The sequence below is a fragment of the Bradyrhizobium sp. genome, assembly GCF_050014615.1.
Lineage (GTDB): Bacteria > Pseudomonadota > Alphaproteobacteria > Rhizobiales > Xanthobacteraceae > Bradyrhizobium.
The window spans coordinates 1-12,828 of the sequence record NZ_JBEKCZ010000245.1 but is presented as its reverse complement, the minus strand read 5'-3'; the positions used below and the strand labels follow the sequence as shown (position 1 = coordinate 12,828).

The window sequence follows — 12,828 nt, the reverse complement described above, 5'->3', positions numbered from 1 at the left end:
TCATGGCCGGGCTTCGTCCCGGCCATCCACGTCTTTCTCACATCAACTCCAGTCAAGACGTGGATGCCCGGCACAAGGCCGGGCATGACGGCATTCAGAACCGCAGCTTCGAGTCAAATGCGTCGCGAAGTTACTCGCTGCCCTCACCGAAACCCCGTGCCGCCGCAGCGCTGGCATTTCACCACCTTGTCGCCCTTCTTGAGCAGGCCCTTGCCTTCGCAGTTTTTACACTTCGGCTTCTTCTTGATGTTGGGGCCTCTTTCATTGGCCATGATAGTCTCCCGGCAGTGATTTTCGTGCACTCCCACGAAGGCCGCATTCTGGACTATAAGCAAGGCCTATTCGACAAGGCCTATTCGAAGTGAGGACCGCCATGATTCCCCGACGCAAGATCGCCCGACGCACGCTCCTGCTGACCGGCATCGCCGGCCTGTTGGCCGGCGCCCTCTCGCCCCGCGCCCGCGCCGCGCAACCGTCGCCATCCCAGAACGATCCTGTCGGGATCATCACTGCGATCTACACACGCGCGGCCAAGGGCAAGGGCGATGGTGGCGGCGGGTTCGTGATCGAGAACAAGGCCGCCAAGGCCAAATACCTGTCGAAGTCGCTGATCGATTTGTGGGCCAAGGCCGATGCCAATACGCCGAAAGGCGATGTCGGACCCATTGACTTCGATCCCGTCACCAATTCGCAGGAGCCGGATGTCAAATCGTTCAAGGTCGACGCAGAGAAGCTCGAAGCCGACAAGGCGGTCATCGCCGTCACCATCACCGGCAAGCTGCTGCGCATGAAGGCCACCGACAACGTCGTCCGCTACAATTTCGTGCGCGACGACAAGCAATGGAAGATCGACGATATCAGCGGCACCATCGACGGCGAAGCCTGGTCGATCCGCGATATCCTCAAGGAATCCCTGAAGGACCTAGCCTGAGAAGGATTTGGCCTGAGAAAGACCTAGCCTGAGAAGGACCTGGCCTGAAAATGTCGCAAGCAGATAACACCAGCGAAGTCGTCAACAACCCGGCGAAACACCGCTACGAACTCAGCGTCGAGGGCCACCTCGCCGCGACCTATTATGCGATATCAGGCGGCGTCATCACCTTCATCCATACCGAAGTGCCGCCGGAACTCGGCGGCAAGGGCATCGGATCGAAACTGATCAGGGGCGCGCTCGACCAGGTGCGGGCAGACGGATTGAAGGTGATCGCCCAGTGTCCGTTCGTGAAGGCCTTCATCGACAAGAACCCGGCCTATCAGGATTTGCTGAAGTGAGATCGAGATGAACAGCGTCCGCGACAACAAGGCCCTCAGCCGCTTCGAACTCGACGTCGAGGGCGCGACAGCATTTGCGAATTATCGCCTCACGCCATCGGCCGTGGTCATCACCCACACCGAGACCCCGCGCCCGCTGCGCGGCCGCGGCATCGCCTCGGAACTGGTGCACGGCGCGCTGCAGCTGATCCGATCAGACGGATTAAAGGTGGTCGCCGGCTGCGGCTTTGTGGTGGATTATCTGCACAAGCATCCGGAATTCAGGGATCTGGCGGGGTGATGGATCAACAGAAAGAAGGTCGTCGTCCCCGCGAAAGCGGGGACCCATAACCACCGATGTTGGTGATTGGCACGGAGCTTCGAACACCGCCTTTGACCATTGCCGTCACGGCGTATGGGTCCCGGCGTTCGCCGGGACGACGGGAAGCCTCACACAATCCGGATCGACATATCCGGCAGGCCTTCCAGCTTGCACAACAACACATCGCCCTTGACGACGGGGCCGACATTTTCGGGCGTGCCGGAATAGATGATATCGCCGGCCTTGAGTTCGAACGCCTCGGACAGCTTGGCGATCTGCTCGGCGACGCTCCAGATCATCTTCTCCAGATCGGAGGACTGCCGCACCGTGCCGTTGACGGCCAGCGAGATCGCGCCCTTGGTGAAATGCCCCGACTTCGCCACCGGGTAAATTGGGCCGATCACGGCGCCATGATCAAAACTCTTGCCGATCTCCCAGGGCTTCTTCTCGGCCGCCATGCCGTTCTGCAGATCGCGCCGGGTCATGTCGAGGCCGAGCGCGTAGCCATAGACGTGCTGGAGCGCCTGATCCGGCGCGATATTGGTGCCGCCGGATTTCAGCGCCGCAACCAGTTCGACCTCATGGTGATAGTTCTTGGTCAGCAAGGGATAGGGATGTTCGGCAACCTCGCCGACCCCGACGTTCTGGATCGCATCGGTCGGCTTCTGGAAAAAGAACGGCGGCTCGCGGGTCGGATCGGAACCGCGCTCGAGCGCATGCGCGGCATAATTGCGGCCGATGCAATAGATACGGCGCACCGGAAACACATCGGTCTCGCCCGCGATCGGGATCGTCGTCGCCGGCACCTGGAAGATCGGCTTGGGGCCCGATTGGGCCTTGGCCGGAACAGTCTGGGTTGCGGCACCCGCCAGCGCCAGCGCGCTGGATGCGAGGACGGTTCGGCGATCGAGGGTTTTCATGGGTATATTTCCCGTGTCTTGGTCTTGGTTTTGGTCTTGGTTTTGGTCTTGTTCGACCGCCTGTCTAGCCCCGCATTCCGCGCCGGGCAAGACAGCGCTTCACGACAAGACAGCGCCCGCGGCAACGAAAAAGGCCCGCGCGAGGGCGGGCCTTTTGAATTGCTGCGCGAGGTTCGCTCACCACTTGACGTCGGACGGCAGCTTGCCGCCATTGGCGGCCATCCGGGTCATCACCTGCTTGTGCAGCCAGATATTCATGCTGGCGGAATCGTTGCTGTCGCCGGTGTAGCCGAGTTCCTTCGCCAGTTCCTTGCGCGCGGCAAAACTGGAGTCGATATCGAGCGCCTTCATCAGATCGACAATCGAGGTGCGCCACTCCAGTTTTTCGCCCTTGGCCGCGACCGCCTTGTCCAGAATGGGCGCGACATCGACGGATTGTGCCGGCGCGGCCGGTGCCGACGACGATCCGCCCGAAGCCGCCGGACTGGAGCCCGGGCTCGCGGCCGTGCCGCCGCTCGCCGGTGCGGCGTCAGCCTTGGTTCCGAAGATCGCGCTCATGATTTTTCCGAAAATGCTCATCATATGCTCCCAATGAACCCAGATGCAGTTGCCAACGCAGGACCAAGGCTATGGAGCCAGCTTAACTGAGGCGGAATGACGGCGGCAAGACACCGGCCAATGATACTGGCGTTGTGCGCCGCGACAGTGAGAAATTCACTCACCCGTGAGCGACGGCATCATGATTAGACGGCCCCGGCAATTGAGAGTACGCTGAGCGTTCAGTTCGCGACACGGCCAGTTTTGGTTTCCCCTGTCTTCGCGTCTGGCCTGATCGTGATCATTTCTGCAGACGGCCCCGTGTGCCCTCAACCGGCGCGAAATCCGGCCGCTGCGTCAAGGGAGACGACGATCATGGCCACTCCATATTCCGGCAATGTCACGCCACTGGCCCAGCCCGCGCCAGATACCGCGGCAATACCTGTGATCCGCAAGATCCAGCTTTCCGACCTGCGCGAGGCGCTGCGGCTCGGGTGGGAAGATTTCAAGGCGGTCCCGAGCCACGCCGCCATCCTGTGCGTGATCTATCCGATACTCGGGCTGGTGCTGGCGCGAACGGTGCTCGGCTATTCGGTACTGCCGCTGCTGTTTCCGCTGGCCGCGGGCTTTGCGCTACTCGGCCCGTTCGCCGCCCTTGGTCTTTATGAACTCAGCCGCCGCCGCGAGCGCGGTGAAGAGGCTTCCGCCTGGGACGCCGTCGACGTGCTGCGTTCACCGTCGTTCGGCGCCATGCTCGGACTGGGCACGCTGCTGCTGGCGCTGTTCGTGACCTGGGTGGCGACCGCGCAGGCCATTTACGTCGCCGCATTCGGCTACGAAGCCGCCGCCGGAATTCCCGACTTCGCACGGCGCGTGCTGACGACGCCGCAGGGATGGTGGCTGATCATCGCGGGCTGCGGGGTCGGCTTCCTGTTCGCCGTGGTGGCGCTGTGCGTCAGCGTGGTGTCGTTCCCGCTGATGCTCGACCGTCAAGCGGGCGCCGGCGAAGCCATGGTGACATCGCTCCGCGCCGTGGCGCAAAATCCGCTGCCGATGGCGGTTTGGGGATTGATCGTCGCGGTGCTGCTGGTGGCGGGATCGCTGCCGGCCTTCCTCGGCCTCACCATCGTCATCCCCCTGCTCGGCCACGCCACCTGGCACCTCTACCGCAAGGTGATCGCGCCGGATCCCAATCCACGGCCGATCCCTCCGCGCCCGCAGCGCGAGCGGCGCTCGGCGGCGGATTTCCCGGCCGCGTTGTTTCCGTGGCGGCGCAAGGGCAAGGACGGCGCATAGACCTCAAGACGGGCCATAATCGTTACTGCGAGCCAACGGGCGGCGCTTCGTGCCGACCCGTTGGCGTATTGCGATAACGTTCGGCAGCCTTGTTTTGGCCGCGGTTCCCACCGACATTTCGCGTCGCCTGGTATCTCCCATCAAAGCGAATCGATTCTGTGCGAAATTCCCTGGTCTTCCGTTGCCTTTTCAACGCCGCCGCCGTGAGCGCTGTCATCATGATATCGCAAGCGCCGGCGCTGGCGGCGCCCTGTGGTACCGGCAGCTTTCAGGCCTGGCTCGACGATTTCAAAACCGAAGCCGCGGCCAAGGGCATATCGCAGGCTGCCATCGCATCCGGCCTCAATGGCGTGACCCTGGACCAGAGCGTGCTCTCCCGGGATCATTCGCAAAAGGTTTTCAGCCAGACTTTTGAAGAGTTTTCCGGCCGTATGGTCCCTCCCCGCCTCACGCGCGGCGCCAACATGCTGAAACAATATGGTTCGGTGCTGGGACGTATCGAGCAAACCTACGGCGTACCGGGCGAGGTCGTGGTCGCGATCTGGGGACTGGAGACGGACTTCGGCGTCAATATCGGAAAATTCCCGACCATGCGGTCGCTGGCGACGCTGGCCTATGATTGCCGCCGCTCTGACATGTTCAAAGCCGAGTTGATGGACGCCTTGCGCATTATTGAGCGCGGTGACGTCGCGCCGTCGGAATTGCGCGGCGCCTGGGCCGGCGAAATCGGCCAGACCCAGTTCATGCCATCGTCCTACATCAAATTCGCTGTGGATTTCGACGCCAACGGCCGCCGCGACCTGTTGCACAGTGCGCCTGACGTGCTGGCCTCGACCGCCAATTTCCTTGCCAGCTATGGCTGGCAGCGCGGCAAGGGCTGGGAACCCGGCAGCCCGAATTTCGCTGTCATCCAGCAATGGAACAAGAGCGAGGTCTACGCCAAGACCATTGGCTATTTTGCCACCGAGCTTGCCCACGCTCCCTGATAATAGAAGTGACTCTTCATTCATTTTATATGGTGCATGCGAATCGCGCATGCTTGACCATCGCTAACCACCCTAAAACTGAGATCGAAGATACCCATTTCCGTATGGCGGCCGCTGCGGCTGGATCCGGCCAAAGCTATTCTTGGTTCCATGAAGCCGGATGGCTTGAGTACGAAAATACCGCTCTTTAATGGGGCTATTTGCGTAAATTCGGCCGAATATTATACCGTCGGAATGAACCATCAGGCAGCCATGCCGAACGGTTAATCGTTTCTTACCTGCGCCATGCATTTCAGGATTAGCTGCACCGCAACATAGGAACTACTGCGTTGCAATATTTTGTCCTATATTCATTTCAACGATGAGGCTTTTCCTTCAAGAGCTGAATCGCTGATACAAGGAGATTACCCATGTTGCTCTCGCTCATCCGCATGATCCAGGCGTTCCGGGACTATCAGCGCAATGTCAGCGAACTGTCCCAGCTTAGCGATCGCGAACTGGCCGATATCGGCCTTGATCGCTCGGACATTCCGCGCGTTGCATCCGGTACCTATAACGGCTGAACCCTTCAGCCGACTGTTGAGACGGACAACGCCCGCCGAGTTTTGCGGGCGTTGTCGTATCAAAAGCCCCACGCGCATTCCACTGCACGCGGAAACGCGCTAGTTCAGTGCCCATGACAGGCACCAAATCTCCTCTCGAACCCGTGCACATCGTCGGCGCCGGTCTCGCCGGCTCGGAAGCAGCCTGGCAGGTCGCGAATTCAGGGATTCGCGTGGTCCTGCACGAAATGCGCCCGCACCGGATGACCGAGGCCCATCGCACCGACGGCCTCGCCGAGCTAGTGTGCTCCAACTCGTTTCGCTCCGATGATGCCGCCAACAACGCCGTTGGACTGCTGCACGCCGAAATGCGCCGGCTGGGCTCGCTGATCATGCGCGCCGCCGACGCCAACCAGGTTCCCGCCGGCGGCGCGCTGGCGGTGGACCGTGACGGATTTTCCGCCGCCGTCAGCAAGGCCCTCCACGACCATCCCCTGATCGAGATCCGGCGAGCCGAAATCGATGGCCTGCCGCCCGCGGACTGGCGCAACGTCATCGTCGCGACCGGGCCGCTGACCTCCGCGCCGCTCGCGGATGCCCTGCGCGAACTCACGGACGAGAACGCGTTGGCGTTTTTCGACGCGATCGCGCCGATCGTGCACCGGGATTCGATCGACATGTCGGCGGCATGGTTTCAGTCGCGCTACGACAAGGTGGGGCCCGGCGGGACTGGCGCCGACTACATCAATTGCCCCATGACGAAGGAGCAATACGACGCCTTCGTCGATGCGCTGATCGCCGGCGAAAAGACCGACTTCAAGGAGTGGGAAACCAATACGCCCTATTTCGATGGCTGCCTGCCGATCGAGGTGATGGCCGAGCGCGGCCGCGAGACGCTGCGCCACGGTCCGATGAAGCCGGTCGGGCTGACCAACCCGCACGATCCGACCGTGAAGGCTTACGCCATCGTTCAATTGCGCCAGGACAACAAGCTCGGCACGCTCTACAACATCGTCGGCTTCCAGACCAAGCTGAAGCACGGCGCGCAGCAACGTGTGTTCCGCACCATCCCCGGACTTGAGAACGCCGAATTCGCCCGGCTTGGCGGCCTGCATCGCAATACCTTCCTGAATTCGCCGAAACTTCTGGATCCGCAATTGCGGTTACGCGCAGAGCCGCGGCTGCGCTTCGCCGGACAGATGACCGGCTGCGAAGGCTATGTGGAATCCGCCAGCATCGGGCTGATCGCAGGCCTCTACGCCGCCGCCGATTCACGGTCCCAGTCGCTAACACCACCGCCATCGACGACGGCGCTGGGATCGCTGCTCGGCCACATCACCGGCGGCCATATCGAAACCATCGACGCCGGTCCGCGCTCGTTCCAGCCGATGAACATCAATTTCGGGCTGTTTCCACCGCTCGCCGCCGCGCCCACCAGGAACCCCGACGGCACGCGCCTGCGCGGCAACGAAAAGACCGTGGCGAAAAAGCAGGCGATGAGCGCACGGGCGTTGTCGGATCTGGATCGCACGGCACGCGCCTGCGCGGCAACGAAAAGACCGTGGCGAAAAAGCAGGCGATGAGCGCACGGGCGTTGTCGGATCTGGATCGCTGGATCGCCGACAGCCTGCATGTCGCAGCGGCGGCGTGAACCCTTCATGAGCCTGCCCAGGGAAGATGCCGCTGTTCTGGCGGCGCGATGGACCGAAGGCGTGCTGTTGAAGCGCGACGTGTTCTCCACGGTCGAACGCGGCCGTTTTCGCAGCGAAGCCGGCGACGTGGAAGCTGTATTGCGGCGGCTCGATCAGGTGCCTTGGTGGTCCTATCTCCCGGCGCGCCATTTGTTTGCCCGTGAACGCCGCGCGCTGGGGCTGGCAAACGACCTGCACGTCGGACCGCAACTGCTGTGGGCCGGCCGGCAGGCACTGGTACGCGGCTTCATCAACGGCGTGGCGCTGCATCAGGCGAAACCGGTCGGCGATGTCGGCTATTTCCGTTCCGCCAAGCAAGCGTTGCACAGACTGCATCGCGCCGGCATCTGCCATAATGATCTCGCCAAGGAGCAGAATTGGCTGCGTGGCAATGATGGCCGCGCCTATCTTACCGACTTCCAGCTCGCGGCCTGCTTTCGCACGCGCAGCCGGCTGTTTCGTATTGCCGCCTATGAGGACATCCGGCATCTGCTGAAGCACAAGCGCAGTTACGCCCCGGAGGCACTGACGCCCATGGAACGCAAGATTCTGGCGCGCAAATCGCTGGTCGCCAGCATCTGGCTCGCGACGGGTAAAAAGGTCTACCGTGCCGTCACCCGCGGCCTGTTCAATTTCACCGACCGCGAGGGCGGCGGCCGGCGGCTCGTCAATGACGCGCCGGTGCTGACCGATCTGATCCGAAAAAATCCGGCCGTGCGCGATGCGGCCATTGTCGCGTTCGCCGACCGGCGTACCGGCGTCGGGCTATATGCCTTCGTCGAAGCCGACCAGCCCGCGCTCGAAGCCCAGCTGCGCAATGAGCTCGTGGCGGCGAAGGGACCTAAACCGCCGGAGCATATCCAGGTGGTGCAGGCCCTGCCCCGCGATGCCAGCGGCAAACCTCGCACCGAGGTCCTGCAACTGGTTGCGACCAACCAGCTTGACCTGATCGAACCGATGATGACGAGCGCGACCGATCGCGCGTTCCTGAAAGACATCCTGGAATCGCGCAAGAATTTGCGCGACCGGTTCAATTTCGAAACGGCGGATCTGACGCTCCCGCCGTCATAAAATGCTGACCGCTACTTCCGATGCAGAGCGATCCGTTACCGGCCGGGCTTCTTGACGCACACCGGATCGCCCTTGGCCTGCGCGGTGCAGTCCCAGTCCGGCCCGAATCCCGCCCCGGCCCTGCGCTGCTGAAAGTCCGGAAAATAGATCACCAAAAAAGCGAAGATGAAAACGACGATGATCGCAGCGAATATGGCGCCCACGATGCCATTGCGGTCCGGAGTCCACTGGAGCCATTTCATGATGGAATATTAGCATAACTTCACGTGCCAAATAGCCGCGACCGCGACATCAGCCACAACGTCCACAGCGTCCGAAACCGTGACGTCATCTGGGGCACGAACGGATCATTGTCGGCGCGCGACATCCGCTTGAGATCGCGCTCGACCAGCGCCAGCGGCAGAAAAACCGGCCTCACCTGCGGCTCTACGTCCGCCAGCAGCGCAAAGGCTGTCTTCAAGTGCCCCCGCGCCTCGCCAAGCAGCTGATCCAGCGCAGCGCGCAGCTTCGGGGTTTGCTTACCCGCGAATACCTCTTCGATCCCGCAGCCGTGGCTCTCGAGTAATTGCTGCGGCACGAACAATTGACGCCGCGAGGCGTCCAGCGGCAACGCCGCGATCACCTGCGCCATGCCGTGGGCCAGGCCGGCATGACGCGCGAGATGCTCGACCGCTTCGGAAGGGCGCCCGGCGATCCCGGCCCCAAGTGAAAACAACGCCGACGAAGTGTCGTTGATGTAGCCTTCCAGTGCCGCCATGGTCGGCATCGGGTCGTTGTAGAGATCGAACTGATGCTCGTCGATCAGGCGCGACAGCCGCTCGACCGGCAGGCGCCAGTTCCGGATCGCCAGCATCAGCTCGGCCGCCACCGGATTGCCCTCGACACCGCCATGCCCGGTACCGGCCAGCATATCGGTCCACCATTGCAGGCGCATTTCCCCCGGCAGCGGCTGGCTCACCTGTTCATGCACGCGGGAGATTTCGACGTTGAAGGCATAGAGCGCGACCAGCGCGCGGCGCGGCTCAGCCGGCACAAACAATGTCGATACGTAGCGGGTAAAATCGTGGGTACGGACCAGCTCGGCGCAGAAGCCGGCGGCCTCCTTGCCTGCTGCGTCCGCGCTGCTCATGGGACCGCAATCAGGGCCGCGGCGACGCGGCGTCGCTCACCGATCATGATATTATAGGTACGGATCGCTGGCCCGGTCTGCATCGCGTCCAGCACGACGCTGACCGCGCGCAACGCCGCGCGCAGCGTCTTCGGCGGTAACCAGACCCCGGTCCCGGTGCCGATGATCAGCGTGTCGATGCCCCTAGCCGCGGCAAATACCCGCCCCAGCGAGGCCTCGTCGATTTCCTCAGGCTTGGCGACGGGCCAGGCCCAGATTGCATCCGGCAGGCACAGCAGCGAGCCGCGATGCGACATCTCGGCGAAGGCAAAGCCACCCTTGCCGTAGGCCTCGATTGGCGCCGATCTCGGAAGATGCGGAGCGTCCGAGGGCACTGGCATGGTCATTTCTTCGAAGGTTGGTCCGACGCATCGCGATGGGTGCCGACGCCAAGATAAATCAGGATCGGTGCCGCGATGAAGATCGAGGTGTAGGTGCCGACCAGCACCACGCCGAACATCATCACCGCGGTGAAGCTGTGGATGGCGTTGCCGCCGAACAGCAACAGCGCCAGCAGCGCCAATGTCACCGTGACGTGGGTGATGATTGAGCGCGACAGCGTCGAATTGATGGATTCGTTGAGCAGTTCCGGCATCGGCATTTTCTTGTAACGCCGCAGCATTTCGCGGATACGGTCGTAGATCACGACCGTATCATTCAGCGAATAACCGAGAATCGTCAACAACGCCGCGATACTGGTGAGATCGAAGTCGACCTGCGAGACCGACATGAAGCCGATCGTCAGCACGATATCGTGGACGTTGGCGATCATGGCGCCGAGCGCGAACTGCCATTCGAACCGGAACCAGAGATAGATCAGGATCGCCAGGATCGCGAGCATCAGCCCCAACATGCCGTAGGCCAGCAATTCGCCGGAAACGCGCGGGCCCACCACCTCGACGCGGCGGTAGTCGACGGCATCGCCAAGCGCGCCGCGGACCTTCTGCACCGCTTCCTGTTGCGCGGCGTCGCCGCCCGGCTGCTCGGCCACCCGGATCAGCACCTCGTCGGGACCGCCGAACTGCTGCAACTGGACATCGCCGAGGCCGAGGCCGCTCAGGGTTGCGCGCATCGCGGCGATGTCGACGGTGCCGGACTTGGCCCGTATTTCCAGCAGTGTGCCGCCCTTGAAATCGATACCGAAATTCAACCCGTGCGTGAAGAACAGGGTGATCGCGAGAATCGACAGCAGCGCCGAGATCGGAAAGCTGATGCGGCGAAACCGGGTGAAGTCGAATTTGGTGTCGTCGGGCACGATCCGCAGCGACGGCAGCAGGCCAAGGCAACTGACAACGGTCAGCACCACGATCACCGCCAGCAGTCCGAGCAAAATAAAATGTGTCACAGCGTGCTCCGCATCTTAAATCGGCACGCGTTGCGGCCGCTTCCACCGTACCCAGCCGGCGACGATCAGCCGGGTGAGCGTAAAGGCGGTGAAAACCGTGGTGACAATGCCGATGCCCAGGGTCACGGCGAAGCCGCGCACCGGACCGGTGCCGACGTAGAACAGCACTGCGGCGGCGATGAAGGTGGTGATATTGGAATCCAGGATCGTCGACAGCGCCCGCTTGAAGCCGGCGTCGATCGCGGAAATGGCGGTACGCCCGCCGCGGATTTCCTCGCGGATCCGCTCATAGATCAACACGTTGGAATCCACCGCGATGCCCACCGTCAGCACGATGCCGGCGATACCGGGCAGCGTCAGCGTCGCATTGAGCAGCGACAGCAGACCAAAAATCATCGCCACGTTGATGGCAACCGCGATATTGGCGAACACGCCGAACAACCGGTATGTCAACAGCATGAACACGATCACCAGGATCGAGCCGACATAGGCGGCGCGTTCGCCGCTTTCAATCGAGTCCTGGCCGAGGCCGGGGCCGACGGTGCGCTCCTCGATGATGGTCAGCGGCGCCGGCAATGCGCCGGCACGCAGCAGGATGGCGAGATCATTGGCCTGCTGCACGGTGAAATTGCCGGAAATCTGGCCTTGGCCGCCGGTGATCGGCTCCTGGATCACAGGCGCCGAGATCACCTTGTTGTCGAGCACGATGGCAAACGGCTGCTTGACGTTGTCGATGGTGGCCTGGGCGAATTTGCGCGATCCGGAGCTGTTGAACTTGAACGAGACGATGGGCTGGCCGTTGCGTTGGTCGAACCCGGGCTGGGCGTCGGTCAGATCGCCGCCGGAAACCAGCACCTGCTTCTTGACGACATAGGGCGTGTTCGCCTGTTCCGCGCTTTGCAGCACCTCGGAATCCGGCGGCACCTTGCCCTGCAGGGCCTGGTCCGGAGGAACCGTGGTATCGACCATGCGGAAGTCCATCTTGGCGGTCTGCCCGAGCAGGGCCTTCAGCCTGGTCGGGTCCTGCAGGCCCGGCACCTGCACCAGAATGCGATCCACACCCTGACGCTGGATCAGCGGCTCGACGGTGCCGAGCTCGTTGACGCGTTTTTCGATGATGGTGATCGATTGCTCGACCGCCTGCCGGGTCCGGTCGGTGATCGCCGCCGGCGGAACGCTGAGCCGGATCAACCCGCCACTGGCGTCGGAGACCTCGAGGCTGCGCTGGCCGTTGGAACCGAGCAGCCCGCCCAGCGGCTGCGACAGTTCACGCAACTTCGCCAGCGCGGTCGGAACGTCGATATCCTTGGTGATGCGGACCTCGACGCTGTCGGGCCTGGCGGCAAGGCCGGTATAGACGATCTTGTTGTCGCGCAGGACGCGGCGAACGTCGTCGCGCAGCTGGTCGAGTTTGTCCTTCTTGACCGCATTGGCATCGACCTCGAGCAGCAGATACGAGCCGCCCTGCAGATCGAGGCCGAGCACGAGGCGACGCTGCGTCCATGCCGGCCAGGTCTTCACCGTGGCCTCGGGAAAGAAATTGGGCACGGCGCACAGGCAGACCACAAGCGCCGTCAGGATAATCGCCAGCGCCTTCCACCGCGTGAAATACAGCATCGAGTTTTGACCCGTTAAATTTTGGAATATGCGCGATCAGAAAACGCGCTAACTCGCCGAAGTGTCTTCCCTGGCGGTGTCA

16 protein-coding genes are annotated in these 12,828 nt (G+C 62.4%); 9 read left to right on the top strand and 7 right to left on the bottom strand.

Features of this window, described 5'->3' with window-relative positions; genetic code table 11:
- The 4 genes from ABR948_RS26585 to ABR948_RS26570 all read left to right on the top strand — a co-directional run.
- The coding region (locus tag ABR948_RS26585) for a hypothetical protein (RefSeq protein ID WP_428123704.1) at window positions 1-365 on the top strand (365 nt) is incomplete at its 5' end.
- Window positions 366-373: 8 nt separating this feature from the next.
- Window positions 374-931 (top strand): DUF3828 domain-containing protein, encoded by a 558-nt coding sequence (locus ABR948_RS26580; RefSeq protein ID WP_428123702.1) that lies wholly within the window; start codon window positions 374-376, stop codon window positions 929-931.
- A 50-nt stretch (window positions 932-981) separates the two neighbouring features.
- Window positions 982-1,272, top strand: a complete 291-nt coding sequence (locus tag ABR948_RS26575) for a GNAT family N-acetyltransferase (protein WP_428123699.1) — start codon at window positions 982-984, stop codon at window positions 1,270-1,272.
- 7 nt (window positions 1,273-1,279) lie between these two features.
- Window positions 1,280-1,552, top strand: coding sequence for a GNAT family N-acetyltransferase (locus ABR948_RS26570; protein WP_428123697.1), 273 nt, complete (start codon window positions 1,280-1,282; stop codon window positions 1,550-1,552).
- Between the two features lie 149 nt (window positions 1,553-1,701).
- Here the strand turns inward: ABR948_RS26570 and ABR948_RS26565 are convergent, their stop codons facing one another.
- Together ABR948_RS26565 and ABR948_RS26560 are read right to left on the bottom strand one after the other, a co-directional pair.
- Window positions 1,702-2,493 (bottom strand): fumarylacetoacetate hydrolase family protein, encoded by a 792-nt coding sequence (locus ABR948_RS26565; protein ID WP_428123695.1) that lies wholly within the window; start codon window positions 2,491-2,493, stop codon window positions 1,702-1,704.
- Between the two features lie 177 nt (window positions 2,494-2,670).
- Complete coding sequence (locus ABR948_RS26560; RefSeq protein ID WP_428123692.1) at window positions 2,671-3,072, bottom strand: DUF3597 domain-containing protein; 402 nt, start codon at window positions 3,070-3,072, stop codon at window positions 2,671-2,673.
- Between the two features lie 333 nt (window positions 3,073-3,405).
- Here ABR948_RS26560 and ABR948_RS26555 point away from each other — a divergent pair, with 333 nt between their 5' ends.
- The 5 genes from ABR948_RS26555 to ABR948_RS26535 all read left to right on the top strand — a co-directional run bounded on the left by ABR948_RS26555 (window position 3,406) and on the right by ABR948_RS26535 (window position 8,616).
- Window positions 3,406-4,326, top strand: coding sequence for a DUF2189 domain-containing protein (locus ABR948_RS26555; protein WP_428123690.1), 921 nt, complete (start codon window positions 3,406-3,408; stop codon window positions 4,324-4,326).
- Between the two features lie 218 nt (window positions 4,327-4,544).
- Window positions 4,545-5,312, top strand: coding sequence for a lytic murein transglycosylase (locus ABR948_RS26550; RefSeq protein ID WP_428123687.1), 768 nt, complete (start codon window positions 4,545-4,547; stop codon window positions 5,310-5,312).
- A 410-nt stretch (window positions 5,313-5,722) separates the two neighbouring features.
- On the top strand, window positions 5,723-5,875 hold the full coding sequence (locus tag ABR948_RS26545) for a DUF1127 domain-containing protein (RefSeq protein ID WP_428123677.1): 153 nt from the start codon (window positions 5,723-5,725) through the stop codon (window positions 5,873-5,875).
- A 113-nt stretch (window positions 5,876-5,988) separates the two neighbouring features.
- The gene (trmFO, locus tag ABR948_RS26540) at window positions 5,989-7,437 is read left to right on the top strand and encodes a methylenetetrahydrofolate--tRNA-(uracil(54)-C(5))-methyltransferase (FADH(2)-oxidizing) TrmFO (protein ID WP_428123675.1); all 1,449 of its coding nucleotides are present in this window, start codon (window positions 5,989-5,991) and stop codon (window positions 7,435-7,437) included.
- Window positions 7,438-7,512: 75 nt separating this feature from the next.
- The gene (locus ABR948_RS26535) at window positions 7,513-8,616 is read left to right on the top strand and encodes an AMP-binding enzyme (RefSeq protein ID WP_428123673.1); all 1,104 of its coding nucleotides are present in this window, start codon (window positions 7,513-7,515) and stop codon (window positions 8,614-8,616) included.
- A gap of 35 nt (window positions 8,617-8,651) precedes the next feature.
- On the opposite strand, the gene ABR948_RS26530 is transcribed toward ABR948_RS26535, so the two are convergent.
- From ABR948_RS26530 to secD, 5 genes are read right to left on the bottom strand one after another with little or no spacing between them, the layout of a single operon-like run.
- Entirely contained in the window at window positions 8,652-8,858 is a 207-nt protein-coding gene (locus ABR948_RS26530; RefSeq protein ID WP_428123670.1) for a hypothetical protein, read from the bottom strand.
- Window positions 8,859-8,878: 20 nt separating this feature from the next.
- Window positions 8,879-9,745 (bottom strand): phytoene/squalene synthase family protein, encoded by an 867-nt coding sequence (locus ABR948_RS26525; protein WP_428123668.1) that lies wholly within the window; start codon window positions 9,743-9,745, stop codon window positions 8,879-8,881.
- The gene (locus tag ABR948_RS26520; protein ID WP_428123666.1) at window positions 9,742-10,125 is read right to left on the bottom strand and encodes an Mth938-like domain-containing protein; all 384 of its coding nucleotides are present in this window, start codon (window positions 10,123-10,125) and stop codon (window positions 9,742-9,744) included. Before ABR948_RS26520 ends, ABR948_RS26525 begins: the two co-directional genes overlap by 4 nt.
- A gap of 2 nt (window positions 10,126-10,127) precedes the next feature.
- The gene (gene secF / locus ABR948_RS26515; RefSeq protein WP_428123663.1) at window positions 10,128-11,129 is read right to left on the bottom strand and encodes a protein translocase subunit SecF; all 1,002 of its coding nucleotides are present in this window, start codon (window positions 11,127-11,129) and stop codon (window positions 10,128-10,130) included.
- A gap of 15 nt (window positions 11,130-11,144) precedes the next feature.
- A complete protein-coding gene (gene secD / locus ABR948_RS26510) occupies window positions 11,145-12,746 on the bottom strand; it encodes a protein translocase subunit SecD (protein ID WP_428123661.1) in 1,602 nt (533 codons plus the stop codon).
- Window positions 12,747-12,828 lie beyond the last annotated feature (82 nt).

What these genes read in the sequence shown, in the direction of transcription:
- ABR948_RS26580 (WP_428123702.1), top strand. Translation starts at nt 374, where the DNA reads ATGATTCCCCGACGCAAGATCGCCCGACGCACGCTCCTGCTGACCGGC.
- ABR948_RS26575 (WP_428123699.1), top strand. Translation starts at nt 982, where the DNA reads ATGTCGCAAGCAGATAACACCAGCGAAGTCGTCAACAACCCGGCGAAA.
- ABR948_RS26570 (WP_428123697.1), top strand. Translation starts at nt 1,280, where the DNA reads ATGAACAGCGTCCGCGACAACAAGGCCCTCAGCCGCTTCGAACTCGAC.
- ABR948_RS26565 (WP_428123695.1), bottom strand. Translation starts at nt 2,493, where the DNA reads ATGAAAACCCTCGATCGCCGAACCGTCCTCGCATCCAGCGCGCTGGCG.
- ABR948_RS26560 (WP_428123692.1), bottom strand. Translation starts at nt 3,072, where the DNA reads ATGAGCATTTTCGGAAAAATCATGAGCGCGATCTTCGGAACCAAGGCT.
- ABR948_RS26555 (WP_428123690.1), top strand. Translation starts at nt 3,406, where the DNA reads ATGGCCACTCCATATTCCGGCAATGTCACGCCACTGGCCCAGCCCGCG.
- ABR948_RS26550 (WP_428123687.1), top strand. Translation starts at nt 4,545, where the DNA reads ATGATATCGCAAGCGCCGGCGCTGGCGGCGCCCTGTGGTACCGGCAGC.
- ABR948_RS26545 (WP_428123677.1), top strand. Translation starts at nt 5,723, where the DNA reads ATGTTGCTCTCGCTCATCCGCATGATCCAGGCGTTCCGGGACTATCAG.
- trmFO (WP_428123675.1), top strand. Translation starts at nt 5,989, where the DNA reads ATGACAGGCACCAAATCTCCTCTCGAACCCGTGCACATCGTCGGCGCC.
- ABR948_RS26535 (WP_428123673.1), top strand. Translation starts at nt 7,513, where the DNA reads ATGAGCCTGCCCAGGGAAGATGCCGCTGTTCTGGCGGCGCGATGGACC.
- ABR948_RS26530 (WP_428123670.1), bottom strand. Translation starts at nt 8,858, where the DNA reads ATGAAATGGCTCCAGTGGACTCCGGACCGCAATGGCATCGTGGGCGCC.
- ABR948_RS26525 (WP_428123668.1), bottom strand. Translation starts at nt 9,745, where the DNA reads ATGAGCAGCGCGGACGCAGCAGGCAAGGAGGCCGCCGGCTTCTGCGCC.
- ABR948_RS26520 (WP_428123666.1), bottom strand. Translation starts at nt 10,125, where the DNA reads ATGCCAGTGCCCTCGGACGCTCCGCATCTTCCGAGATCGGCGCCAATC.
- secD (WP_428123661.1), bottom strand. Translation starts at nt 12,746, where the DNA reads ATGCTGTATTTCACGCGGTGGAAGGCGCTGGCGATTATCCTGACGGCG.